The 23,914-nt window shown below is 30.0% G+C and carries 25 protein-coding genes, 1 tRNA gene and 1 pseudogene; 14 read left to right on the plus strand and 13 right to left on the minus strand.

Annotation, left to right across the window (positions count from 1 at the left end):
* Nucleotides 1-173 precede the first annotated feature (173 nt).
* Complete coding sequence (gene rho, locus Q8S45_RS13765) at nt 174-1,955, minus strand: transcription termination factor Rho (RefSeq protein ID WP_305606132.1); 1,782 nt, start codon at nt 1,953-1,955, stop codon at nt 174-176.
* 212 nt (nt 1,956-2,167) lie between these two features.
* Between rho and Q8S45_RS13770 the strand changes: the two genes are divergently transcribed.
* The gene (locus Q8S45_RS13770; protein WP_305606135.1) at nt 2,168-2,602 is read left to right on the plus strand and encodes a DUF4293 domain-containing protein; all 435 of its coding nucleotides are present in this window, start codon (nt 2,168-2,170) and stop codon (nt 2,600-2,602) included.
* A 97-nt stretch (nt 2,603-2,699) separates the two neighbouring features.
* Here Q8S45_RS13770 and Q8S45_RS13775 read toward each other — a convergent pair whose 3' ends face one another.
* Nucleotides 2,700-3,194, minus strand: a complete 495-nt coding sequence (locus tag Q8S45_RS13775; RefSeq protein WP_305606137.1) for a metallophosphoesterase — start codon at nt 3,192-3,194, stop codon at nt 2,700-2,702.
* Between the two features lie 67 nt (nt 3,195-3,261).
* Here Q8S45_RS13775 and truA point away from each other — a divergent pair, with 67 nt between their 5' ends.
* The gene (gene truA, locus Q8S45_RS13780; RefSeq protein ID WP_305606139.1) at nt 3,262-4,017 is read left to right on the plus strand and encodes a tRNA pseudouridine(38-40) synthase TruA; all 756 of its coding nucleotides are present in this window, start codon (nt 3,262-3,264) and stop codon (nt 4,015-4,017) included.
* On the plus strand, nt 4,007-5,773 hold the full coding sequence (locus Q8S45_RS13785) for an ABC transporter ATP-binding protein (RefSeq protein WP_305606142.1): 1,767 nt from the start codon (nt 4,007-4,009) through the stop codon (nt 5,771-5,773). Before truA ends, Q8S45_RS13785 begins: the two co-directional genes overlap by 11 nt.
* A 1-nt stretch (nt 5,774) precedes the next feature.
* Here the strand turns inward: Q8S45_RS13785 and Q8S45_RS13790 are convergent, their stop codons facing one another.
* Genes Q8S45_RS13790 through Q8S45_RS13805 form a run of 4 tightly spaced genes read right to left on the minus strand, consistent with a single transcriptional unit; the run spans nt 5,775 to nt 8,718 of the window.
* Nucleotides 5,775-6,548 (minus strand): diadenylate cyclase, encoded by a 774-nt coding sequence (locus Q8S45_RS13790; protein WP_305606144.1) that lies wholly within the window; start codon nt 6,546-6,548, stop codon nt 5,775-5,777.
* 59 nt (nt 6,549-6,607) lie between these two features.
* Nucleotides 6,608-7,306 (minus strand): hypothetical protein, encoded by a 699-nt coding sequence (locus Q8S45_RS13795; protein ID WP_305606147.1) that lies wholly within the window; start codon nt 7,304-7,306, stop codon nt 6,608-6,610.
* Complete coding sequence (gene folP, locus Q8S45_RS13800) at nt 7,303-8,136, minus strand: dihydropteroate synthase (protein WP_305606148.1); 834 nt, start codon at nt 8,134-8,136, stop codon at nt 7,303-7,305. The genes Q8S45_RS13795 and folP overlap by 4 nt, the downstream gene beginning before the upstream one ends.
* Nucleotides 8,137-8,718, minus strand: a complete 582-nt coding sequence (locus tag Q8S45_RS13805) for a TIGR00730 family Rossman fold protein (protein WP_305606151.1) — start codon at nt 8,716-8,718, stop codon at nt 8,137-8,139. It lies immediately after the preceding gene.
* A 153-nt stretch (nt 8,719-8,871) separates the two neighbouring features.
* Between Q8S45_RS13805 and Q8S45_RS13810 the strand changes: the two genes are divergently transcribed.
* The 6 genes from Q8S45_RS13810 (at nt 8,872) to Q8S45_RS13835 (ending at nt 13,521) form a co-directional block, all read left to right on the plus strand.
* Nucleotides 8,872-9,414, plus strand: coding sequence for a DUF1599 domain-containing protein (locus Q8S45_RS13810; RefSeq protein WP_305606154.1), 543 nt, complete (start codon nt 8,872-8,874; stop codon nt 9,412-9,414).
* Nucleotides 9,415-9,417: 3 nt separating this feature from the next.
* Nucleotides 9,418-10,383 carry a DoxX family protein gene (locus tag Q8S45_RS13815; RefSeq protein WP_305606157.1) on the plus strand — a complete coding sequence of 322 codons (966 nt, stop codon included), beginning with the start codon at nt 9,418-9,420 and terminating at the stop codon, nt 10,381-10,383.
* A 54-nt stretch (nt 10,384-10,437) separates the two neighbouring features.
* The gene (gene crcB / locus Q8S45_RS13820) at nt 10,438-10,809 is read left to right on the plus strand and encodes a fluoride efflux transporter CrcB (RefSeq protein ID WP_305606160.1); all 372 of its coding nucleotides are present in this window, start codon (nt 10,438-10,440) and stop codon (nt 10,807-10,809) included.
* Nucleotides 10,810-11,112: 303 nt separating this feature from the next.
* Nucleotides 11,113-11,451: a P-II family nitrogen regulator gene (locus tag Q8S45_RS13825; protein ID WP_305606163.1), complete on the plus strand. Its 339-nt coding sequence runs from the start codon at nt 11,113-11,115 to the stop codon at nt 11,449-11,451.
* Nucleotides 11,452-11,475: 24 nt separating this feature from the next.
* Nucleotides 11,476-12,717 (plus strand): ammonium transporter, encoded by a 1,242-nt coding sequence (locus tag Q8S45_RS13830; protein ID WP_305606165.1) that lies wholly within the window; start codon nt 11,476-11,478, stop codon nt 12,715-12,717.
* Nucleotides 12,718-12,843: 126 nt separating this feature from the next.
* Nucleotides 12,844-13,521, plus strand: coding sequence for a hypothetical protein (locus tag Q8S45_RS13835; protein WP_305606168.1), 678 nt, complete (start codon nt 12,844-12,846; stop codon nt 13,519-13,521).
* Between the two features lie 61 nt (nt 13,522-13,582).
* Here the strand turns inward: Q8S45_RS13835 and Q8S45_RS13840 are convergent, their stop codons facing one another.
* The gene (locus tag Q8S45_RS13840; RefSeq protein ID WP_305606171.1) at nt 13,583-14,203 is read right to left on the minus strand and encodes a DUF1684 domain-containing protein; all 621 of its coding nucleotides are present in this window, start codon (nt 14,201-14,203) and stop codon (nt 13,583-13,585) included.
* Between the two features lie 131 nt (nt 14,204-14,334).
* Between Q8S45_RS13840 and Q8S45_RS13845 the strand changes: the two genes are divergently transcribed.
* The gene (locus Q8S45_RS13845) at nt 14,335-15,561 is read left to right on the plus strand and encodes an MFS transporter (RefSeq protein ID WP_305606172.1); all 1,227 of its coding nucleotides are present in this window, start codon (nt 14,335-14,337) and stop codon (nt 15,559-15,561) included.
* A 27-nt stretch (nt 15,562-15,588) separates the two neighbouring features.
* On the opposite strand, the gene Q8S45_RS13850 is transcribed toward Q8S45_RS13845, so the two are convergent.
* The 6 genes from Q8S45_RS13850 to Q8S45_RS13875 all read right to left on the minus strand — a co-directional run bounded on the left by Q8S45_RS13850 (nt 15,589) and on the right by Q8S45_RS13875 (nt 20,919).
* The gene (locus tag Q8S45_RS13850) at nt 15,589-16,161 is read right to left on the minus strand and encodes a peroxiredoxin (protein WP_305606175.1); all 573 of its coding nucleotides are present in this window, start codon (nt 16,159-16,161) and stop codon (nt 15,589-15,591) included.
* Between the two features lie 89 nt (nt 16,162-16,250).
* Nucleotides 16,251-18,311 carry a methylmalonyl-CoA mutase gene (scpA, locus tag Q8S45_RS13855; RefSeq protein ID WP_305606178.1) on the minus strand — a complete coding sequence of 687 codons (2,061 nt, stop codon included), beginning with the start codon at nt 18,309-18,311 and terminating at the stop codon, nt 16,251-16,253.
* Nucleotides 18,301-19,656, minus strand: coding sequence for a methylmalonyl-CoA mutase subunit beta (locus Q8S45_RS13860; protein ID WP_305606181.1), 1,356 nt, complete (start codon nt 19,654-19,656; stop codon nt 18,301-18,303). Before Q8S45_RS13860 ends, scpA begins: the two co-directional genes overlap by 11 nt.
* A 61-nt stretch (nt 19,657-19,717) precedes the next feature.
* Nucleotides 19,718-20,038 (minus strand): septum formation initiator family protein, encoded by a 321-nt coding sequence (locus Q8S45_RS13865; protein WP_305606184.1) that lies wholly within the window; start codon nt 20,036-20,038, stop codon nt 19,718-19,720.
* Complete coding sequence (udk, locus tag Q8S45_RS13870) at nt 20,038-20,646, minus strand: uridine kinase (RefSeq protein ID WP_305606186.1); 609 nt, start codon at nt 20,644-20,646, stop codon at nt 20,038-20,040. The genes Q8S45_RS13865 and udk overlap by 1 nt, the downstream gene beginning before the upstream one ends.
* Before the next feature lie 199 nt (nt 20,647-20,845).
* Nucleotides 20,846-20,919, minus strand: a tRNA-Thr gene (locus Q8S45_RS13875).
* Between the two features lie 213 nt (nt 20,920-21,132).
* Between Q8S45_RS13875 and Q8S45_RS13880 the strand changes: the two genes are divergently transcribed.
* The 4 genes and pseudogenes from Q8S45_RS13880 to Q8S45_RS13895 form a co-directional block, all read left to right on the plus strand.
* Nucleotides 21,133-21,702, plus strand: a complete 570-nt coding sequence (locus Q8S45_RS13880; protein WP_305606189.1) for an RNA polymerase sigma factor — start codon at nt 21,133-21,135, stop codon at nt 21,700-21,702.
* A 2-nt stretch (nt 21,703-21,704) separates the two neighbouring features.
* Complete coding sequence (locus Q8S45_RS13885) at nt 21,705-21,887, plus strand: hypothetical protein (RefSeq protein WP_305606192.1); 183 nt, start codon at nt 21,705-21,707, stop codon at nt 21,885-21,887.
* Between the two features lie 27 nt (nt 21,888-21,914).
* Nucleotides 21,915-22,742, plus strand: coding sequence for a mechanosensitive ion channel domain-containing protein (locus tag Q8S45_RS13890; protein WP_305606194.1), 828 nt, complete (start codon nt 21,915-21,917; stop codon nt 22,740-22,742).
* 283 nt (nt 22,743-23,025) lie between these two features.
* Nucleotides 23,026-23,914 (plus strand): annotated as a pseudogene (locus tag Q8S45_RS13895) (IS5 family transposase); the annotation flags it as partial.

Genomic DNA, 23,914 nt, shown 5'->3' on the forward strand with positions numbered 1-23,914 from the left:
CTGCTTTGAAACTAATAAACATGAATAATGTTTCTCTAATACTAATTTTACACATTCAAGTTTAAATGTGTAATCATATTTCACTTTTCTTTCCATAAAAATACCCCCAAATAGTGTCTAACTTTTTGGGGGCAGTCTATTAGCTCGCTTTTTTTATGACTATAAATATAGATTTATCCATTCATTGAAACTAAAAATTCTTCATTAGAATTTGTAAGTTTAATTTTTCCATTAATAAATTCCATGGCTTCAACAGGATTCATATCTGCTAAGTATTTTCTTAATACCCACATACGTTGAACAGTTTTAGCATCAAGTAGTAAATCATCTCTACGGGTGCTTGATTTAACTAAATCAACTGCAGGATAGATTCTTCTATTAGAAATATTTCTTTCTAATTGCAATTCCATATTACCAGTTCCTTTAAATTCTTCAAAAATAACTTCATCCATTTTTGAACCGGTTTCAGTAAGGGCAGTTGCAATAATAGTTAAGGAGCCTCCGTTTTCAATATTTCTGGCTGCTCCAAAAAATCGTTTTGGTTTATGTAAAGCGTTTGCATCAATACCTCCAGATAAAATTTTACCAGAAGCAGGAGCTACAGTATTATATGCTCGTGCCAAACGTGTAATAGAATCTAACAATATAACAACGTCATGACCACATTCCACCAATCTTTTGGCTTTTGCTAAGACAATATTAGCAACTCTTACATGTTTTTCAGCAGGTTCGTCAAAGGTAGAAGCAACAACTTCACTTCTTACACTTCGTTGCATATCTGTTACCTCTTCAGGTCTTTCATCAATTAATAAAATTATTTGATAAACTTCAGGATGATTTGCAGCAATGGAATTTGCTATATCTTTTAATAACATCGTTTTCCCAGTTTTTGGTTGGGAAACAATCATACCTCTTTGTCCTTTGCCTATAGGAGAAAATAAATCAATAATACGTGTTGATAAAGTACTGGATTTTCCAGCTAAATTAAATTTTTCTTGCGGAAATAATGGTGTTAGATGCTCGAACGATACCCTATCTCTTACTACATTTGGACTTAATCCATTAATTTTAGAAACTCTAATTAAAGGAAAATATTTTTCTCCTTCTTTAGGAGGTCTAACCACCCCTTTTACAGTATCACCGGTTTTTAAACCAAATAGTTTAACTTGTGATTGTGATAAGTAAATATCATCAGGTGAAGATAAATAGTTATAATCTGATGAACGTAAAAATCCATAACCGTCTGGCATCATTTCTAATACACCTTCACTTTCAATTATTCCATCAAACTCATAATCTGGGTCTCTGTATTTGTTTCCACTAATTCTTTGCCCTTTCTGTTCTTTTGGTTGATTGGGCTGGTTTTGTTGATTAGATTGTTTTTTTTGATTAGGTTGATTAGGTTGATTATTAGGTTGTTTATGTTTTTTATGTGGTTGATTAAGTTTATTTGGGTTTATGAGTGTAGCTTTTTCTTGAGGTTGATTTGTATTTTGAGTTTCCGACTCTTTGGTTACAACATCTATAGCCTCTTTACTTTCAATAACCTCAACCATAGTTTCTGCATTTTTAACTTTATGTATTGAATCTGGTCTATTTGCTTTTGCAATAGGTTTAACTTGTTTTTTAACTATTGGTTTTTTCTCAATTGTTTTAGGTTCTTCTATTTTTAGTTCAACAGAATCTTCTAATTTAATTTGATTTGGCACCTCAGTGAATAATGTTTTAATATTTTGAGAGGGCTTTGTTTTTTGAATCAATCTTTTTCTCTTTTGTTTAATGGGATTAATCGATTCACTCGATGGGACAGTAGTTGGGGTAGCAGCTTGAATGTCTAATATAGAATAAACTAAATCAAGTTTATTTAAATTACTATATTTTTTGACACCAATTGTTTTTGCTATTTCTTGTAGTTCAACAAGAGTTTTCTCCTTTAGTTGGGAAATTTCAAACATTATGTTAAAAGTAATTTTGAGTTAATGAAATATATAATTCTTAGTTAGGCAAGAATGTCATTATAAATAATCTAAGTGGTGATTAGTTGTTTGCTAGTGGCTTCCTTTAACCTGTAAGGCATTCGGGTACCGCAAATATATGAAAATATTTTATATAATTAAACTTTAATTCATTAAAAATAAAATGTATTTTTGCTTCCATTTTAATAAGGATGATACAAAGAATACAAACAATTTATTTACTTTTAGCAACAGGTTTGTCGTCAGGAAGCATTTTTGTTTTCAATTTATGGACAGAAGATCAAAAAGCACTTTTTTTTGTTTTTGATGCACTTAGAAGTGGTAATAAATTATTAATAGTAATGGGTTTATTATTTTTTGTGTCTGCCATTACAACTTTTGTAACTATTTTTTTATTTAAAAATAGGAAATTACAGTTTGTTTTAGGTAGAATTTCAATATTGATTAATTTTATTTTATTAGGGATACTTATATATATATCACAAAATTTATCTGGAGAAATAATAATTTCTGAGAAGGGTATTGGATTGCTAATCCCAATTTTTTCTATAGTTTGCATTGTGTTAGCAAATAGAGCAATTAAAAGGGATGAGGAACTCGTAAAATCTGTAGATAGGATAAGATAGCCTTATAATCTTAGTATATTTGTGCATAAAGCCATTTCAATTTTCGTTGAAATGGCTTTTTAGCTCTAACTGTTTTTTTGGAAGTGCCATTTATATATTAGCGGTTTTCAAGTTCAATAATTTCTAAATTTTTAATATTTTCATCATCTATTTCAAACCTCAGCATAGTTCTTACTTGGTGAATACCATGTTTTCCTACAGCACCAGGATTCATATGAAGTAAATTTAATTTCTTATCATATATTACTTTTAAAATATGAGAATGACCACTAATAAATAAATTAGGAGGATTTTGAGTTAATTTTTCCCTAATTCTAATGTCATATCGGTTTGGATATCCACCAATATGAGTAATCCATACATTGGTGTTTTCAATTTTAAAAATTGCATCTAAAGGGTATTCAGACCTAATAATTGTATTGTCAATATTGCCATAAACAGCCCTAACTGGTTTCATTTTTTTAATAATATCCATTACTTCAATCGAGCCAATATCACCAGCATGCCAAACTTCATCGGCTTGTTTTACAAACTTTAAAATTTGATCATCAATAAATCCGTGAGTGTCTGAAATTAATAATATTTTTTTCATTTGATTTCAAAATTCATCAATTGCAAATAACCCGTATATTTGCATTTATGCAAAAGTAACATTTCTATTGAGATATTTTATTGAATTAGCCTATAAAGGAAGCAATTATCACGGGTGGCAAGTCCAGCCAAATGCCATTACTATTCAAGAATTAGTAGCAAAGGCTTGTACAACTATATTAAGAAATGAAATAGAACTAACAGGAGCGGGTAGGACTGATACTGGGGTTCATGCCTCACAGTTTTATGTACATTTTGATTCTGACATTTCTTTTGATCCTGAAGAATTTACTTATAAAATGAATGCCATTTTACCCAAGGACATTGTAATATACAAAATATTTAAAGTTAATAGTAATGCTCATGCTCGTTTTGATGCATTAAGTAGGAGCTATGAATATAGAATTAGTTTAGGAAGAAATCCTTTTTTAACAGACCTTTCTTGGCAGTTTATTAATAAAGAATTAAATGTCGCAAAAATGAATGAAGCAGCTAATATTTTATTAAATTACACTAATTTTAAGTGTTTTTCTCGATCAAAAACAGATGTAAATACATACAATTGTACAATTAAATATGCACAATGGGTATATTCCAATAATCTATTAGTTTTTAAAATTACGGCTGACCGATTTTTAAGAAATATGGTTAGGGCAATTGTTGGCACCTTAGTTGAAATAGGACTGGGAAAAACAACTATTGACGAATTTAAACAAATTATTGAAAGTGAAAATAGATGTAATGCTGGACCTTCGGCTCCGGCAAAAGGGTTATTTTTAACTGAAATAGTTTATCCTAAAACAATTTTTTATAATGAGTATTAAAGTTACAGGTAAAGCATTTGACGCTAAAATATTTATGCGACTCATGAGTTTTGCCAATAAATATAGATTAGAATTTTTTATTGGAACGTTATCCGCCATCTTATTATCTTTAGTTTCGGTGGCAAAACCAATTTTGTTGCAAGAAATGGTAAATACCTATTTTAAAAATAAAGATGAAGTCGGTATTTTGAACTATTCACTTTTAATGGTTGTATTTTTAGTAGCTGAAGTTTTTTTGCAATTCATATTTATTTATAAAGTGAATTGGTTAGGACAGCATATTATTAAAGATATTAGAACAAAATTACAGAAGCACATGCTTCAATTTAAAATGTCTTATTTTGATAATTCGTCAGTAGGAAAATTAGTAACCAGGTTGGTTTCTGATACCGAGACAATTGCCGATTTCTTTGGTCAAGGATTGTTTATGATTGTAAGTGATTTGTTAAAAATGGTAGTAGTGGCAGTTGTTATGCTGTGGATGAACTGGAAATTAGCACTTATATCATTCGTTGTACTTCCAATATTAATTTACGCAACAAAATTGTTCCAAATGGCCATAAAAGCTTCTTTTCAAGAAGTGCGTGTTCAGGTGGCTAATTTAAATGGGTTTGTACAGGAGCGCGTTACTGGTATGAAAATTGTTCAGCTTTTTAATAGAGAAAAAATTGAATATGAGAATTTTGTTAACATTAATAACAAGCATAAAAAGGCATATATTAAAACGGTTTGGTATTATTCAATTTTCTTTCCAATTGCAGAAATTTTATCTTCAATTGCAGTTGGTCTCCTGGTTTGGTATGGAGGTTTAGATATTGTTAATAATGGTATAACAAACGTTGGGCAAATTATTTCTTTTATTATGATGTCTCAAATGCTTTTTAGACCGTTAAGGCAAATTGCTGATAAGTTTAATACATTACAAATGGGTATGGTTGCCGGGGATAGAATATTTGAAGTATTGGATACGCACAGTCAAATAGATAAAACTGGAGATCTAACAGCCAGTCATTTTCGAGGTGATATTTCTTTCAAAAATGTGCATTTCAGTTATATTGTTGGAGAAGAGGTTTTAAAAGGAATTTCTTTTGATGTAAAAGCAGGCGAAACTATTGCTATTGTAGGGGCAACTGGAGCTGGAAAATCTACAATTATTAGTTTGGTAAATCGTTTTTATGAAATTAATGAAGGTGAAATATGTATTGATAACGTAAATATTGAGGAGTACACATTAAATTCACTTCGAAATCAAATTGCAGTTGTTTTACAAGATGTGTTTTTGTTCTCAGATTCAATTTATAAAAATATTGTTTTGAGCAATACCAATATTTCACTTGATGAAGTTATTGAAGCATCAAAAAAAATAGGAATTCACGATTTTATTATGAGTTTGCCTAATAATTATCATTACAACGTTAAGGAACGAGGGGTAATGCTTTCTTCTGGTCAGAGGCAATTAATAGCTTTTTTGAGAGCGTATATTAGTAAACCAAGTGTTTTAATTTTGGATGAAGCCACTTCTTCAATAGATTCTTATTCAGAAAAATTATTGCAAGGAGCTACCGATAGAATAACTAAAAATCAAACTTCAATAATTATTGCTCACAGGCTAACCACGGTGAAAAAAGCAGATAGAATTATTGTAATGGAAAAAGGAAAAATTGTTGAGCAGGGTTCTCATCATGATTTATTAGAACTGAATGGTTATTACAAAAATTTGTATGATATGCAATTTGCGCAAGAAATTGAGCTTTAAATTAAGATAAATCGTATCTAATAATCTCTATAAGATCTAGAATATTTTTATACAGAATAGATTCTCCATCTTTTATATATGACAATTTTCCGGTTTCTTCTGAAACAATTAGACAAACAGCATCTGTTCTTTCGGTTATTCCAAAAGCAGCTCTATGTCTTAGCCCAAAACGAGATGGAAGTACTTTGTTTGAAAGAGGTAAAATTATTCGAGTTGCAATAATGTTGTTATCCTTAATAATGCAAGCACCATCGTGTAAAGGACTGTTTTTAAAAAAGATGCTTTCAATAATAGGTTTATTAATAACAATATTCATTTTATCGCCTGTAGATTTTAAAAAATCTAAATTATGAGTTCGTTCGATAACTATTAAAACCCCTGTTTTTGAACTTGATAAATTTTCACAAGCAGCCACAACAGATTCAATATCCATTATAACTGAAGTTTCGGATTTTAAAAAAATAAGTTGTCTTAAAAAATTTCTTTTGTTAGTAATATTAGTTGATCCTATCATTAATAAGAATTTTCTTACTTCTGGTTGAAAAACAATTAAAATTGCAATGGCGCCAAGGCTAATTAAAGCTCCAAGTAAGCCGCTTAGCAATTCCATTTGCAAACCTTGGGTTATTTTCCAAATAATTACAACCAAAGAAATTCCAATAAAAATATTAATAGCTACAGTTCCTTTTAATAATTTGTACACATAATACAAAAGCACAGCAACAAGTATAATGTCTAAAACATCGAGAAAAGTAAATTCTAAAAAGTCTAACATCGGTTTTTGTTTTTTGTAAAAATAAGAAACATTGCTATAATAATTTACTTTTAACGGCGTCAGTATGCTATTTTGTTTTTATTAAATATGAATTGATTTTTACTAATCTCTATTTTTTCATTTTTAAATCTAAAAATGAGAGTATTATAAAAAAGATAATCTTGATACAACATATTTTCATTAAAATTTAAATGAAGCAATGTCTTATTTTTTTTGGGTGAAATATCAATAATTTCTTTAAGTGTTTTTGTAAATTCTTGAAAAGGAATTTCATCATCATTTAATAAAATTGTATGGTCACTAAATGTTAAATGTATATGATTATATTTAATGAAATGATCGGTGTTTTTATTAATCATCTCTTTTGATATTGAGTTATCAGCGTTATAAATTATGTTATCAAATTCAAAAAAGGACAGTTTTTTTGAAATTGTGTCTGAAAAGCTAAAATAATCGTGCATTCCTTTTTCGGAATGTAGTGAATTAGCGTGCTTATTTTGCAACCAAATTAATTCTGGAATTATTTTTTTTAGTGGTAGTCTTTTGTCTATGTTGTAAATCCAATGTGTTGAACTAATGGTATTTTTTCTATTTACATTTGCAATGGTATCGTTCTCTTTTAATTCTAAAAAAATCCACACTTGAGAATGATTCTGAACGTCTTGAATTCCTGAAATACCAAGTGCTGGAATTTTAATTTCTTTTTTAGTGCAACTTATAAAAAGGATAAAACCAATTAATAATATAATATTTTTCATTGACTTGTTTTCATTAATTCAACAATTTTAATTGCTTCAATAGCCTCTTTAACATCATGAACTCGTAGTATTGAAGTCCCATTGAGGAGCGCAATTGTATTCGCAACTGTCGTTGCATTTAAAGCAGTATCAGGGATTAGGTTCAAAGGGTTGTATAACATAGATTTTCGAGAAATACCTGTTAATATTGGTGCTTCTAGGCTTTTGAATAAACTTAAATTATGTAATAAATTATAATTGTGTTCAATATTTTTTCCAAATCCGAATCCAACATCTATAATCACATCATTTACCCCAAGTTCGTGAAGCTGTGATATTTTTTTGGCAAAAAAAGAAATAATTTCTGTTACTACATTTTTATATTCAACGGTTTTTTGCATTGTTTGAGGAGTTCCTTTCATATGCATTGCAATATATGGCACTTGAAGTTCAGCAACTGTATTAAACATTTCTTCATCCATTTCTCCAGCCGAAATATCATTTATTATAGAAGCACCAAGATGGACACATTTTTTGGCAATATCACTTCTAAACGTATCTACTGAAATTACTATAGCAGGAAATTCTGATATTAAAAGTTTTAGTATTGGAGAGATTCTGGCCAATTCTTCATCTTCAGATATATGGGTTCCATTTGGTTGAGAAGAATAGGCTCCAACGTCTATAAAAGTAGCTCCTTCGCTTAACATCTTTTCAACTTGGGCTATAATTTCTTTTTCATTAGTGTAATTACCGCCATCATAAAATGAATCGGGAGTTACATTTAAAATGCCCATAACTTTTGGAATGGTTAAGTCTATTAATGTACCGCGGCAATTAATACTGCTCATTTACTTTACTATTTTATTAATTACTTTTGATAAATCAGGTGCTTTATAATTGTACATTTTTAAAAACAAATCTTTAACAGATTCACTTACTAAAAGCATTTCTTTATTAGATTGTTTTAAATAGCCTTCTTTAACCATTAAATTAAGTTGTTCAATTAAAGGGTTGAAAAATCCATTAGTATTTAAAATTCCAATAGGTTTTTGTTCTATACCAAGTTGATTTAGCGTTAATGCTTCAAAAATTTCGTCGAGCGTTCCAAATCCGCCAGGTAGTGCAATATAACCATCTACTAATTTACTGATTTTAACTTTTCTTTTGCTCATGGTTTTAGTAACAATCATTTCAGTAATGGAATTATGAGCAACCTCTTCATGTCTCAATAATCCGGGAATTACCCCAATAACTTTTCCGTTTTTATTTAACATAGTATCAGCTAAAATTCCCATCATACCAATTTTTCCACCTCCATAAACTAATCCAATATTGTTTTCTGCAAAGTAACTTCCAAGTTCTATGGCGTCATTTCTATAAATTTCATTAAATCCTAAACTTGAACCACAAAAAACTGCAATTTTCTTCATAAGTTATTATTATATGTTTTCCCCCATCAAATTCTTAATCGTAATTAGTATATGATATTTTTATGGAATTGATTACTAAGAATTTTATATTTGTCTAATTGTTTTTTTAATTTCTTAAATTTGTTTGAAATTTACGCAAATATTTAAAGTTACATGCAACAAACTTCTAAACAATATAACAATATTATAAACGAATGTCGTTCACTTTATATAAATAAGTTAAAAGATTATGGTAGCGCTTGGCGAATTTTAAGATTACCCTCTTTAACTGATCAAATTTTTATAAAAGCACAACGAATACGTCAATTACAACAAAATAGTTCGAGAAAGGTGGATGAAGGGGAAGTGTCGGAATTTATTGGAATTATTAATTATGCTGCAATGGCATTAATTCAGTTGGAAAAAGGAGTAGCAGATCAGCCAGATTTATCTACAGATGAAGCTGTTGAACTATTTGATAAACATGTTTCAATTACCAAAAAATTAATGGAAGATAAAAATCATGATTATGGGGAGGCATGGAGGGAGATGCGTGTTAGCTCATTAACCGATTTGATTTTGCAAAAGTTATTGAGGGTTAAACAAATTGAAGATAACGAAGGTAAAACTTTGGTGTCAGAGGGTATTGATGCTAATTATCAGGATATGATTAATTATGCAGTTTTTGCTTTGATCCATATAAATGAAAAAAAATAGAATATGAAAATAATTACTATAATTGCTCGACTTGTAGTGGCAGTAACCTTTGTTTTTTCGGGATTTGTGAAATTGGTTGATCCGCTTGGTTCAGCTTACAAATTTGAAGAATATTTTAGTTCAGGTGTTCTAAATATAGAATTTTTAATTCCCTACGCATTACCATTTGCAATCTTATTGATTTTGGCTGAAATTATGTTAGGAGTTATGCTTCTTGTTGGTTATTTGCCAAAAATTACGGTTTGGAGTTTGGTGGTTATAATGCTTGTTTTTTTGTTTTTAACTTGGTATTCTGCATTTTACGATAAAGTGACTGATTGCGGTTGTTTTGGTGATGCCGTTAAACTAACCGCTTGGGAAACATTTTATAAAAATGTGGTATTAATAGTGCTGGTGTTTGTGCTGCTATTAAGGGTAAAACATATAAAACCTATATTAAGTTTAACATTGGTAAAATGGATTTCTTTTGGTTCATTTTTAGTGTTTTTATATATTACTTACCACGTGTTAGTGCATTTGCCACTAATTGATTTTAGACCATTTGCAATTGGAAAAAATATTCCAGAAGGAATGAAACATATTGGGGAAACTCCACCTCCAATTCACGATTTTTATTTAGAAAATTTGGGAGGAGAAGAAGTTACCACCGAGGTTTTAGAAGCAGATAAGGCATTATTAGTTATTGCTTATAATTTGAGTAAAAGTGATAAGCAAGGGTTTTCAGCCATAAAAAATGTTACAGATGAAGCTTTGAATAAAAATTATGTAGTTTACGTGCTTACCTCTTCAATGGATGAGGAGTATTTTGAAATTCAAAAGGAGTTTAATTTGAAATGCGAGATGTTATTTTGTGACGAAACGGCATTAAAAATAATAATTAGATCAAATCCGGGTATTTTAATGCTAGAAAAGGGGACTGTTACCGGTAAATGGAGTTGGACAGATGCTAACGAAGTGTTTGGTAACTAAAAATAATTTGGAATTTTTAAGGAATTCAATAATATAAATATTTACCCTTATTACATGAAGCAAGCTGCACTGGTATTTATTGGAGGAGGTTTTGGGAGTGTTATTAGATATTTTATTGGAAAATGGCTGAATACTGTAGAAAACACATTTCCATACGGTACTTTTATAGTTAATGTACTTGGAAGTTTAATTATAGGTGTTATTCTTGGTTATTTAATTAGAATAACGCCCTATAATGAAAATTATTCACTTTTAATAGCTACAGGTTTTTGTGGCGGATTTACTACTTTTTCTGCATTTGCCTTAGAAAATCAACTTTTTTTAAAGCATGGGGATTACCTTCAATTCCTTACTTACACTCTTGGGACTATAATACTAGGTATTTTTGCCGTTTTTGTTGGGTTTTATGTATCCAAGCTTTTTTAAATAGTAGTTTCTTCATCGTATAGACTCAATATTACAAATTTTTATTTCAATTAAGTATAATTAACGAAAGTACCCCTTCAATTTTGGGGTATAGAAACCTATTTTCTAATTCTCAAAGCATTGATCCCTAAAATTTTTAAAATAATTCTTAAAAAAACTGAATTTATTTTACATACCCCATAATAAAATATGGTAAAATAGAAAAAAAACATAAAAATAACACAAATACCCCATAAAAATTAGGGGGTAACAATTTATATATTTACTTTTGACCCGAAATCAATTTTAAAAATTATTTTTAATATGAAGAAAATCGAAGCAATTATTCGAAAATCAAAATTTGATGAAGTTAAAGAAGCTTTACATCAAATTGATGTCACCTTTTTTAGTTACTGGGATGTAACAGGTGTTGGAAACGAAAAACAAGGCCATGTGTATAGAGGCGTTAGTTACAGTACTTCAGACATTCAACGTAGATTTTTATCAATCATAGTTTCTGACCCTTTTTTAGATATAACAGTTGATGCTTTATTAAAATCGGCTTATACAGGAATTGTTGGAGATGGTAAAATATTTGTTTCTGATGTTCAAGAATCCTACAGGATAAGAACGAAAGAAAGAGGATCAGATTCATTAAAATAAACTACAACTATTAATTATAATATTATGGATAACACATTATTTACAGTGAACAATGTATGGATGATGATTTGTACAGCATTAGTTTTTTTAATGCATTTAGGATTTTCACTATTAGAAATTGGATTAACAAGACAAAAAAACACGATTAATATATTATTTAAAAACGTATTTATAATTTCAATTGGAATGGTATTATACGCAGTGGTTGGGTTTAATTTAATGTACCCTGGAACTTTTATGTATGGAGTTTTGCCAGATTATTTTATTGATTTATTTGGAATAGCACCACCTGAAAATGGTTTAACCGCCGAATATGCCAATGGGGGGTATACATATTGGACCGATTTTTTATTCCAAGGAATGTTTGCTGCAACAGCTGCTACAATAGTTTCAGGAGCAGTTGCTGAACGAATAAAACTGGGATCGTTTATGATTTTTACTATAATTTATGTTGGAGTTGTTTATCCAATTACAGGATCTTGGAAATGGGGTCTTGGCTGGTTAGATGAACTTGGGTTTTATGATTTTGCAGGGTCTACTTTGGTGCATTCTGTGGGTGGCTGGGCAGCTTTAGTTGCGGTTTGGTTATTGGGTGCTCGTATTGGGAAATTTAATAAAGATGGTTCTGTCGGTGCAATTCCTGGTCATAATATTCCATTGGCAACTGCTGGAGTATTTATTTTATGGTTGGGATGGTTTGGATTTAACGGAGGGTCTGTACTTTCTGCGGATCCTGGTAAAACATCAATGGTATTAGTAACAACATGTTTAGCTGCTGCTGCTGGAGGGTTAACTGCTTTTTTAGTATCGTTATTTAAATATAAACAATATGATTTATCTATGTTTTTAAATGGAATATTGGGAGGATTGGTTGGTATAACTGCAGGTGCTGATATTATGAGTGTGACCGATGCTGTTATTATTGGTTCTATTGCGGGTACATTAATTGTATTAGGAGTTGCCTTTTTAGATAAATTAAAACTAGATGACCCTGTTGGTGCAATTGCAGTCCACTTAATATGTGGAATATGGGGAACTTTAGCTGTTGGAATATTTGGCGATTTAGCGGGTTGGGAACAATTAGGAAATCAAGCAATTGGAATAATTTCCATTGGTGCATTCTGTATAACATCTGCATATCTCATAATTAAAACTTTAAAAGTCACAGTTGGAATTAGAGTATCTGAATTAGAGGAGCAAGAAGGTTTAGATATTCACGAACATGGGATGGATGCATATCCAGATTTTGGTTTAAATGAACATTAATATTTATTAAAGATAAAAAGTTAATATTCACAATTAGCTTAAATTCAATTTATTATAAAAAACAATTAAGTGAAATTTCACTTGAAGGGGAAGTATTGTCTAAAAATAAACATAAACTATAAAATTATGAAAACAAAGAAAATAGGAATAGTACTAATAACAATTTTATCAATTACAACAATAATAGCACAAGAAAAATCGAAAGGATCATTTGACTTAGGAGTTGATTTTGCAAGCAGATATGTTTGGAGAGGTCTTGAATTTTCAGACTCACCAGCAATTCAACCATATGCTGAATATTCTTTAGGAAACTTTTCATTGGGAGCATGGGCTTCCTATGAAACAGGTGGACAAGTGGTTGGACAAGAATTTGATTTATATGCAAGCTATGCTTTTGGTGCTGTTACCCTCGGATTTATAGACTATTCTTTTCCTGTGGATGGTTTTTCTGATGGTCATTTTCAAATTAAAAACCATATTGGAGAAGCTACCTTGAGTTTTGGAGGTGTAGATTCATTTCCTTTATCGGCTATGATAGGTGTAAATGTTTATAATGATGATGCAAATTCAATTTATACAGAAATTGGTTATCCATTTACAATAGGTGAAATTGGATTAAGTGCTTTTATTGGAGCTGGAAATAAAATATATTCTATACATGGTAACTATGCCATAACCAATTTTGGTTTCACTGCAACAAAAGAAATTAAAATAACAGATTCTTTTAATTTGAATATGTCGGCATCAACCATTTTTAACCCAAATACGGAAGATGCCTATTTGGTATTTGTACTTTCGCTGTAAAATTTTGAGTATTTAATTAAGTTAGGTTTGGCCTGTTCAGTTTATTTTGTACAGGCTTTTTTTAATGATGATCTTTATAGGCTTTAACTCCTGCCAAAATTTTAATACCTAAATTATTTTCTTTTGGCGGTATAGGACATGAATATTTGGAATTATATGCACAATATGGGTTGTATGATTTATTAAAATCAATAACAATTGTATTGATGCCATCTGTTGGTATTTCTAAATCAATATATCGTCCTCCACCATAACTTTCATTACCATTTGATGAATCCCTATAAGGGAAAAAAAGATGATTGAAATATTCAGGATCATTTATCAATTGTTGGTTTTGAAAAACGCTTAATTCAAAATTTTTACCATCTAGAGTAAAACGAGCAATTCCATATTTTCTATACAAAGGGAGCCGTTCTGTAGTAGTTTTCATTTCAAATATTTTTGTATCTGGTGTTAATTCAAAATCAGCTTCAATACGGTACTTATTATCAATTTCAAAAAAATAGAGCCCTTTAAAAGTTATTAAATCTTGTTCCGTAAGTGGAGATTCTTTGGCATCGGCAAACTGGGTATTTAATTCGTATTGAAATAATTTTATTTCTTTCGTATAATCTTCATTCTTTTTGGTTGTGCAGGAAATAAAAAAGAGGGCAACTAGCCCAATAAAACAATAATTCTTCATTTTAATATAGGTTTAAATTCAAAAGTACAAATAATTAGCTTTTATTAGTAGCATTTAGGATTCTAATTCAATCATAAATTTAATCCATAAAGTTTCAATTAAATTAAAGCTCTTTTGAGTATTTTTGAGCTATGCTAAAAAGAATTATTACTAGTTATCACGAATCATTTAGAGGGCTTTCAAAAGAAGTTTGGTGGTTGGCATTAATTACATTTATAAATAGAGCAGGCACTATGGTATTGTCATTTTTGTCGTTATATTTAGTCGAAGATTTGGAATTATCCTATGCTCAAGTTGGCTGGATTATGTCCTGTTTTGGTTTAGGATCGTTACTTGGTTCATGGTTGGGTGGCAAACTGACTGATAAAATAGGCTATTATAAGGTAATGTTTTGGAGTTTATTTATAACGGGGTTTCTATTTATAGGGCTTCAATTTATTCATTCATTTTATGGATTTGCTTTGGCTATATTTTTTATAATGGCAATAGCAGATTCTTTTAGGCCTGCAATGTATGTAGCTCTAAAGGCATATAGTAAGCCTGAAAATAGAACAAGGTCTTTAACTTTAGTTCGATTAGCCATAAATTTAGGTTTTTCATTTGGACCATTTTTAGGAGGAATTATTATTACTTTTATTGGTTATTCTGGTTTATTTTGGGTTGATGGCATTACATGTATTTTGGCAATAATACTAATGAGAAATGTTTTAAAAAATAAAGATTTATTAATTGATAAAACAGAAATAATTGATGATGATGAATTTGCAATTATTTCGGTATATAAAGACAAACCTTATTGGATATTTTTAGTTGTTGTTTTCTTAATGGGATTTGTATTTTTTCAATTATTTACGACAATGCCACTTTTTTACAAGGAAGTTCATGGGTTAACCGAAGTTGAAATCGGGTTAATTATGGCGCTGAATGGTTTTATAATATTTTTGTTTGAAATGCCTTTAATTCATTTTTTAGAAAAGAAATTTTTGGATAAATTAAAATTAATAACCTATGGTTTAATCCTTTTTGGGATCAGTTTTCTGATTTTAAATAGTAGCTCTTGGGCAGGAATTTTAATTATTAGTGTGCTAATAATTACTCTGGCGGAAATGTTGGCATTTCCTTTTACTAATAATTTTGCAATAAATAGGGCTCCAGAAGGGAAAGAGGGTAAATATTTGGCTTTATATGCAATGGCATTTTCTTGTGCTCATATTTTTAGTGCCAAAACTGGAATGGAAGTAATAGCTAGGTTTGGCTACACGACTAATTGGTTATTTATGGCCGGATTAGCATTAGTAGCAGTAATTCTTATGGTTTGGCTTAAAAACACATTAATTTTAGAACGAAAAGTCCAATAATTAGGGATTGAAAGTTATTTTTCTTTATTATTTTTTAAGATAATTTTTAATTATTTCTTGCACTTTTTTGCTGTCATCTTCAGCATTTACTTCCGAATTTTTATAAATTATTTTTCTATTTTTATCTAGAACAAAAGTCCAACGAGGTGTTGTAATTCCTCTAATCAATAAATAATTTTCCCCATTTATTTCTCTTGTTATAGAACCTCCCTTATCCGTAGGAACACCTAAGATATTGGCTATTTTTCCTTCAATATCAGAAAGTAATGGAAAATTTAATTGATACGAATTTTTAAAGTGCTTCAAATTAGTAACTTCATCCCCGCTTACCCCAATTACTGTTACGCCTAATTGATCTAAGGAATTTTTGGAGTCACGGTAGGCGCAGGCTTGTTTAGTACAGCCACCTGTCATGGCAGCTGGGTAAAAGTAAATAACTAAAAAATTTGACTTCACATTTTTTGATTCCCATTTGTTTCCTTGATCGTCAGTTGAGGAGAAGTTAGAAACTACATCTCCAACTTTTAATTCATTTGAATTTTGGGCAAAGCTTGAAATTGTGATTGTAAAAATTACTAAAAAATTAAGGGTATTTTTCATTTTATGTTTTTCAGTGAACTAATTTAAGTTTTAAAATTTAAAAAGATGTAATAAATACGTCTTTAACTTTTTTTAAATATAATTTGGAATTATTCTTCCACACTTTCAATCAATAAATTTAATATTTCAATAGCTGTTTTAGATATTTTGGTTCCTGGACCATAAACACCAACTACACCTGTATCAAATAAATATTGATAATCTTGTGCAGGAATTACACCACCAGCAATTACCTTAATATCTTCTCGACCGTAATTTTTTAACTCTGCAATAACTTGAGGAACTAATGTTTTGTGTCCAGCAGCTAATGATGATATTCCTAATACGTGAACATCATTTTCAACGGCTTGTTTTACAACTTCTTTTGGTGTTTGAAACAGTGGCCCAATGTCTACGTCAAAACCTAAATCGGCATATCCAGTTGCTATTACTTTTGCACCACGATCGTGACCATCTTGACCTAGTTTAGCAATCATAATACGCGGTCTCCTTCCTTCTAATTCAGCAAATCTATTAGCTAGTTCTATAGCTTTTGCAAATTCAGGATCGTTTTTAATTTCTTTACTATACACGCCAGAAATAGATTTAATAGTTGCTTTATATCTTCCAAATTCTTTTTCAAGAGCATCAGAAATTTCACCTAAAGTAGCTCTTTTTTCGGCGGCAATAACTGTTAATTCTAATAAGTTGCCCTCACTTGTTTTTGCGCATTTTGTTAAATTTTGTAAGGCAATGGTCACTTCATCAATATTTCTATTTGCTTTAAGCTTATTTAATCGTGCAATTTGAGATACTCTCACAGCCTCATTATCAACTTCTAAAATTTGAATAGGATCTTCTTGATCTAACTTGTATTTATTTACACCTACAATAATATCTTGATTACTATCAATTCGAGCTTGTTTTTTGGCCGCAGCTTCTTCAATGCGCATTTTAGGAATTCCTTGCTCAATAGCTTTTATCATTCCTCCTAAAGCTTCAATTTCTTGTATTAATTCCCAGGCTTTGTTTGCCATTTCTTCGGTTCTTGTTTCAACAAAGGTGGAGCCTGCCCAAGGGTCTACAGTTTTTGTAATAATTGTTTCTTCTTGAATATAAATTTGTGAATTTCTTGCAATTCTTGCCGAAAAATCTGTAGGTAATGCGATTGCTTCATCCAACGCATTGGTATGTAAACTTTGAGTTCCTCCCAATACAGCTGCCATTGCTTCAATAGCTGTTCTGGCAATATTGTTAAACGGATCTTGCTCTGTTAAACTCCAACCACTAGTTTGACAATGTGTACGTAACGTCAGCGACTTTTGATTTTTAGGATTGAATTGTTTTACAATTTTTGCCCATAGCATGCGCGCAGCACGCATTTTAGCAATTTCACTAAAATGATCCATTCCAATTGCCCAGAAAAAAGAAAGTCGAGGCGCAAAAGAATCAATATCCATGCCACTTGCAATTCCTGTTTTTAGATATTCTAATCCATTGGCTAAGGTATAGGCCAATTCAATTTCAGGTGTGGCACCAGCTTCTTGCATATGATACCCTGAAATAGAAATTGAATTAAATTTTGGCATAAAATTACTTGTATAAGCAAAAACATCAGCAATAATTTTCATGGAATGAGTAGGTGGATAGATATAGGTATTTCGTACCATAAATTCTTTTAAAATATCATTTTGAATAGTACCTTCTAATAATTTTTTATCTACTCCTTGTTCTTGCGCGGCAACAATGTAAAAAGCAAGAATTGGTAAAATGGCTCCATTCATAGTCATAGATACCGACATTTTATCCAATGGAATTTGGTCGAATAATATTTTCATGTCTTCAACCGAATCTATAGCAACACCAGCTTTACCAACATCGCCTTGAACGCGTTCGTGATCAGAATCATAACCGCGATGTGTGGCTAAATCAAAAGCAACAGATAATCCTTTTTGACCTGCAGCTAAATTTCGCTGGTAAAAAGCATTGCTTTCTTCAGCTGTTGAAAAGCCTGCGTACTGACGAATTGTCCAAGGTTGACGAACATACATAGTTGGGTAAGGTCCACGTAAATAAGGTGCAGTTCCGGCGATATAATCTTCGTGTTCAAAGTAAGAATCTTTCTCCTTTTGACTTTCTATGGATAGTTTTGAAAAATCTTTACGCTTCATTTTTCAGTCTTTTTTGTTCCAATTTTTCTGATAAACGTTTCGGTAATATTGGAATTATTAAAGTTTTGCGTGATTTTCTTTCAATAAAAGGGTTCACTTCCAAATGATGCTTCATGTTGTCTACTTCATTTGGATATTTATTGGTTCCTACTAAAATTAATTCACCAGCATCAAACTGTTCTTGTTCTTTTTTGGCGTTTTCTACTATTTTTCGCTGAATAGTTCCTTCTTTTAATTGACTTAAAAATCCACCTCCTTTTTCAATTTCTTTAAAAATAGCTAATGCTTTTTCAGCAATTTGTTTTGTGATGGCTTCAATATAATATGAATCTGTTGCAATGTGTTGTGCGTTTTTAAAATAACTCTCTTCCTTTAAAATAAGAAGTTGATTTCTTGCAATTCTATCTCCAAATTCATTTTCATTTCGAAATAAAACATCATAAGCGCAATTTGCAATTGTATTTGCTCCGCCCAAAATAGCACTCATACTTTCGGTAGTTGTACGTAATATATTTACATTATAATCGTAAACTGTTTTGTTGCGTAAACTAGGTTCGGCATAAATTTTAGCATCGGCAGTGGTATTGTATTCTCTTAAAATTAAATTATATAAATACCGAAAGGCTCTAATTTTAGCAATTTCAAAAAAATAGTTGTTTCCAATGGCAAAATTAAATTGAATTTTAGTGGCAATTTCACAACCAAATTTTGTTAAATATTCATTTGAATGTGCCAAAGCATAGGCAACTTGTTGTACAGTATTTGCACCAGCATTTTGATACAAACCAACATTGATACCTAAAATATAATTTGAACTATTTTTATGAAGTAAATTTTCAATGCTTTTAAAATCAGCATTTAAGGAAGTGTACCAGTTTCCAGTTTTTGCTAGATTTCCAATAACATCAATATTGAAAAACACTATTTCATGTTTAAGTAATTCTGAAATTTTTTGGGTAAAATCTTCTGATAAGAATCGTAATTGAAAATGAAATTCTATATTTTTATTTAATAGGTTTTTGAATAAAATTGCAATGTCAAAAGGTTTTTTTGCTTCAAATTTTAACGAGCTGGCACCTCTTTCAATAAAATCAATTGCTTTTTGATTAGAAGCTTCTTCTGAGGAAATTGTTATTTTCTGACAAATTTTGAAATCACTTTCAGAAACAGGGATGTTTAACTTTTCAAAATTATCGGAATGGTAAAAGGGTTTAATAATAATACCTTCATTTGTTTTTGTTAATAAGGTATCATTGTAATCGGCTCCTTTTAAATCGAACTGTATTTTTTGCTTCCAAGCTGCAGCTGAGCAGGTTTCAAATTCATTTGTAATAAAGTTGCTCATGTTTTTTATTTTTAAAAAACTGAAAAAATTTAGCTATAAAATAAGTTAGATTTATTAAAAACTACTTTTCAGGTAATGTATCGTATTCTATAATATAAATTTCCTCGTTGTCTTTTTTCATTTTATACTGTTCACGCGCAAATTTCTCTAACTGCTCTTTATCATCTAATTTTTTAATAAGTTCTTTATCATTTTTAATTTCACCTTTATAAAATTCTTTTTCACTGTTTAGTTTTTCAATTTCTTTGTTAAACTCTCTAAGGTTTAAATAAGAATTTTCATCAAAAAAGAACATCCAAACAATAAAGATAACAAGTATAAGAATATACCTATTGGTTATAATTTTTATGATGGGTTTATTTCTGAATTGATTAAATGTCATTATAAAAGTTTGTTGCTAATTACGGTTCTAACAATATCAATAGCTACTGTATTATAACGATCGTTTGGAATAATAATGTCAGCATATGATTTGGTTGGCTCAATAAATTGCTGGTGCATTGGTTTTAAAGTATTTTGGTACCTAGATAACACTTCAGTAATATCTCTGCCACGTTCTTCAAGATCTCTTTTTACTCTTCTAATAAGTCGCTCATCGGCATCTGCGTGAACAAATATTTTAATGTCAAATAAATCTCGAAGTTCTTTATTGTTAAAAATTAAAATTCCTTCAACAATTATTACTTTTCTTGGATGTGTTTTATGGGTGTCTATGGTTCTATTATGGGTTACAAACGAGTAAACAGGTTGCTCTATAACTTCACCATTTTTTAATTGATTTAAATGTAAAATTAATAAATCGAAATCAATGGCTTTTGGATGATCAAAATTAATTTTAATTCGTTCATCATAAGATAAATTGGTGGTTTGATTGTAATAAGAATCTTGTGAAATTACACAAACTTCATCAGCAGGAAGTTGATTTAAAATTTGATTAACAACGGTGGTTTTACCACTTCCAGTACCGCCAGCGATTCCTATTATTAGCATTTTATTAGTTTAGTAGTTTATGTTACAAATTTACGGAATATTTTATTGCACTAAACTGATTTTTAGTAATTTTTAGAAAGGGCTATTTTTTCATTATTAATGAAATAATCTTATGGTAAAGTTTTTCATGATTTGTTAATAATGAAACAAGTGACAATTGAAAAAATAAAAAAACCTTCCAAAGTTTTGGAAGGTTTTGAGCCGATAGAGGGACTCGAACCCACGACCTGCTGATTACAAATCAGCTGCTCTAGCCAGCTGAGCTACATCGGCGAATTTTCGTTGCAAATAAAAAGACTTTCGTAATAAAAACCAAATATATTTTGATATTTTTTTCACTCGAAAAAATAATGTTATTTTGTACTCGACAAGGCGCCATATATATATATCGTTATTAAGTATATCTAATTTCTGAAAATATAAAATTCATTTAATTGATGTGACTTTTTTTTAGAATATGTGTCTTAACTAATAAGTAATAAAAGCTTGGAAGCTATAGAATCTATTAAACATCTATCAGATGAAATTCTTGTTGAAAGAATTGTATCCAATAATAATACAATGCTTTATGCAGTTTTGTATGACAGGTACAGCAAAGTAGTTTATAACAAATGCCTTAGCTTTTCTAAAAATAATGTAGAAGCGGAAGATTTAACCCAAGAAATTTTTATTAATTTGTTTGTAAAATTATCTACCTTCAAAGGCAATTCTAAATTTTTTACATGGCTGTATGCTTTTACTTATAATTATTGTGTGAATTATGTAAATAGAAATAATTCAAAAAAAATTGAAAACAAAGCAGTGCCTATTGATGATTATGATTATTTAATAGTTGAAACAGATGATGAAAGTTTGTTTCAAATTAAAGTAGATATTTTAAAAAATGCATTAGATTTAATTAGTCCTGAGGATAAAATGATTTTGTTGCTTAAATATCAAGACGATATCTCGATAAAGGAATTATCCAAGATACTTCAAATTGGAGAAAGTGCGGTTAAAATGCGATTAAAAAGAGCGAAAGCAAGTGTAGTAAAAGTATATAAAGAAAAATTTTAGATATGGAAAACCCCTTTAAACAAATTGGAACACCATTAAAGGAAGTTCCATTTGAGCTTAAGAAAAAAGTAATGGCAGATGTTGCAGCAGTTAAGTTAATTATGGATGTTACAAAACTGTTTACTTCTAATTATGCCGGTGTTGCTGAAAGTTTTTTTAAAAAGAAAAAAAATAATAAAAAATAACAAAAAACAAATTTAATAATCATACATATGGAAACATTAACAGATTGGAAAGAATTAACATTTAACTCGCTCAATGAAATGGGTCTTAGCATAATGAATGCCATACCAAATATTTTGGGAGCCATGATTGTGTTGTTTCTCGGGTGGCTTATTACCAAAGGAATTGTTTTAATTTTGAAAAAATTATTCAAAATTGCTAACATTGATAAATTAACTGATTTAATTAATGAAAGGCATGTTTTTGGTAAATCTGATTTAAAATTTAAAGTAAGTAAAGTAATTCTTGGTTTTATTAAGTGGATACTTTACCTCGTATTTTTAATTGTGGCAGCAGATATTATGAAATGGCAAGCGGTCTCTGAAGAAATCGGAAACTTACTTCGTTATTTGCCTAAATTATTTAGTGCCATTGCTTTATTTATGATCGGTATGTATGTGGCAAATTTTGTTAAAACTGCCATTAAAGGTTTGTTTGATTCATTCGATTTAAGTGGATCTAGAATTATTAGTAGCTTGGTTTTTTACTTAATAGCTATTTTAATTACTATTACCGCATTAAATCAGGCAGGAATTGAAACTGACATTATTACCAATAACTTGACTATTATTTTAGGAGCTTTTTTAGGTGCAATAGCTATTGGATTTGGGTTTGGGTCTAAAGATGTTATTGCAGATTTATTGAGAACATTTTATACCAGAAAGAATTTTGAAGTTGGTCAAAAAATTCTATTTAAAAATATTGAAGGCACTATTGAATCTATTGATAATATTACAGTTACTATAAAAACTGAAAAAAGTAAAATAGTATTACCTATTAAAGATATTGTTGAAAATCAAATAGAGATTCTAGATTAATATATAAATAAAAGGGTGGTAGCACGTTATGTTAGACCCTTTTTTTATGCCTTATATTTTGATAAATAGGTAAGAAATGTGACTTTCTTATTTTTTAGTGTCAAATAGAGTAACTAATAAATGTAAAAGTATTTAGTCGACCCATAAAAACCATTTAACAAGCTGATATATAATAAATTAATTTAATATTTTTTTATTTAAAACTGCAAGATTTCGTATTTTTATGACGTAAACCTTGCAATTTAAATTTATGTTAGCCAAGTCAAAAATAGAGAATTAATTTAGTTTTTTCTTCACTTTAGAAGATACTTTAAACCAAAAGCATCCCCTTTATATTTTGTCTAATAGGGTTGATTGGCAACTATTTGAAAAAGAATTTAGTTCTCTTTATTGTGAGAATAACGAGCGTCACGCAAAGCCAATTCGCTTACTGGTTGGCCTGTTGATTTTGAAGCATCTTCGGAACATTTCAGATGAAAGTGTGGTAGAGCAATGGGCTGAGAATCTTTACGATCAATATTTTTGCGGACAGCAAGAATTTAGTTCTTCACAACCTTGTGAAGCTTCCGAACTTGTTCATTTTCGTAAACGCATTGGAGAATCGGGAATAGAATTGATTTTAAAAGAAAGTATCCGTATTAATGGAAATGACAGCAATGATGACCAAGTTAGTATTGACACCACGGTTCAGGAAAAAAACATCACCTTCCCCACAGATGCAAAGTTGTATAAAAAGATCATCAAAAAGTGTCTTGCAATAGCAAAGAAGGAACAACTTTCCGTTCGCCAGAGCTACACCCGAACATTGAAAAAATTAGGCGTGGACCAGCGCTTCAGAAATCATCCAAAAAATAAATCAAAAGCAAAAAAGGCGGATAAAAAAGTTAGAACCATTGCAGGAAGATTGGTTCGCGAATTAGAGAGAAATCTAAAACCCGACTCCATTTATCTTGCAGATGTTGAATTATTTAAACGGGTTCTAGCTCAAAAACGAACAAGTAAAAACAAAATTTATTCACTGCACGAATCTGAAACACAGTGCATCTCTAAAGGAAAAGAACACAAAAAATTTGAATTTGGCAATAAAGCATCTTTTGTTTACACCCAAAATACAGGTGTGATTGTTGGAGCAATGGGTTTTAGAAATGAGTTTGATGGCCATATCTTGGAAC

Source organism: Lutibacter sp., from assembly GCF_030692605.1.
Classification (GTDB): domain Bacteria; phylum Bacteroidota; class Bacteroidia; order Flavobacteriales; family Flavobacteriaceae; genus Lutibacter.

Excerpts from the sequence above, each read along its gene's own strand:
- scpA (WP_305606178.1), bottom strand. The coding sequence starts at position 18,311 with ATGAAGCGTAAAGATTTTTCAAAACTATCCATAGAAAGTCAAAAGGAG.
- Q8S45_RS13835 (WP_305606168.1), top strand. The coding sequence starts at position 12,844 with ATGAAAACAAAGAAAATAGGAATAGTACTAATAACAATTTTATCAATT.
- Q8S45_RS13790 (WP_305606144.1), bottom strand. The coding sequence starts at position 6,548 with ATGTTAGACTTTTTAGAATTTACTTTTCTCGATGTTTTAGACATTATA.
- Q8S45_RS13865 (WP_305606184.1), bottom strand. The coding sequence starts at position 20,038 with ATGACATTTAATCAATTCAGAAATAAACCCATCATAAAAATTATAACC.
- Q8S45_RS13815 (WP_305606157.1), top strand. The coding sequence starts at position 9,418 with ATGAAAATAATTACTATAATTGCTCGACTTGTAGTGGCAGTAACCTTT.
- Q8S45_RS13775 (WP_305606137.1), bottom strand. The coding sequence starts at position 3,194 with ATGAAAAAAATATTATTAATTTCAGACACTCACGGATTTATTGATGAT.
- udk (WP_305606186.1), bottom strand. The coding sequence starts at position 20,646 with ATGCTAATAATAGGAATCGCTGGCGGTACTGGAAGTGGTAAAACCACC.
- Q8S45_RS13850 (WP_305606175.1), bottom strand. The coding sequence starts at position 16,161 with ATGAAAAATACCCTTAATTTTTTAGTAATTTTTACAATCACAATTTCA.
- Q8S45_RS13860 (WP_305606181.1), bottom strand. The coding sequence starts at position 19,656 with ATGAGCAACTTTATTACAAATGAATTTGAAACCTGCTCAGCTGCAGCT.
- folP (WP_305606148.1), bottom strand. The coding sequence starts at position 8,136 with ATGAGCAGTATTAATTGCCGCGGTACATTAATAGACTTAACCATTCCA.
- rho (WP_305606132.1), bottom strand. The coding sequence starts at position 1,955 with ATGTTTGAAATTTCCCAACTAAAGGAGAAAACTCTTGTTGAACTACAA.
- Q8S45_RS13840 (WP_305606171.1), bottom strand. The coding sequence starts at position 14,203 with ATGAAGAATTATTGTTTTATTGGGCTAGTTGCCCTCTTTTTTATTTCC.
- Q8S45_RS13885 (WP_305606192.1), top strand. The coding sequence starts at position 21,705 with ATGGAAAACCCCTTTAAACAAATTGGAACACCATTAAAGGAAGTTCCA.
- Q8S45_RS13785 (WP_305606142.1), top strand. The coding sequence starts at position 4,007 with ATGAGTATTAAAGTTACAGGTAAAGCATTTGACGCTAAAATATTTATG.
- Q8S45_RS13830 (WP_305606165.1), top strand. The coding sequence starts at position 11,476 with ATGGATAACACATTATTTACAGTGAACAATGTATGGATGATGATTTGT.
- Q8S45_RS13890 (WP_305606194.1), top strand. The coding sequence starts at position 21,915 with ATGGAAACATTAACAGATTGGAAAGAATTAACATTTAACTCGCTCAAT.
- Q8S45_RS13845 (WP_305606172.1), top strand. The coding sequence starts at position 14,335 with ATGCTAAAAAGAATTATTACTAGTTATCACGAATCATTTAGAGGGCTT.
- crcB (WP_305606160.1), top strand. The coding sequence starts at position 10,438 with ATGAAGCAAGCTGCACTGGTATTTATTGGAGGAGGTTTTGGGAGTGTT.
- Q8S45_RS13810 (WP_305606154.1), top strand. The coding sequence starts at position 8,872 with ATGCAACAAACTTCTAAACAATATAACAATATTATAAACGAATGTCGT.
- Q8S45_RS13825 (WP_305606163.1), top strand. The coding sequence starts at position 11,113 with ATGAAGAAAATCGAAGCAATTATTCGAAAATCAAAATTTGATGAAGTT.
- Q8S45_RS13770 (WP_305606135.1), top strand. The coding sequence starts at position 2,168 with ATGATACAAAGAATACAAACAATTTATTTACTTTTAGCAACAGGTTTG.
- Q8S45_RS13795 (WP_305606147.1), bottom strand. The coding sequence starts at position 7,306 with ATGAAAAATATTATATTATTAATTGGTTTTATCCTTTTTATAAGTTGC.
- Q8S45_RS13805 (WP_305606151.1), bottom strand. The coding sequence starts at position 8,718 with ATGAAGAAAATTGCAGTTTTTTGTGGTTCAAGTTTAGGATTTAATGAA.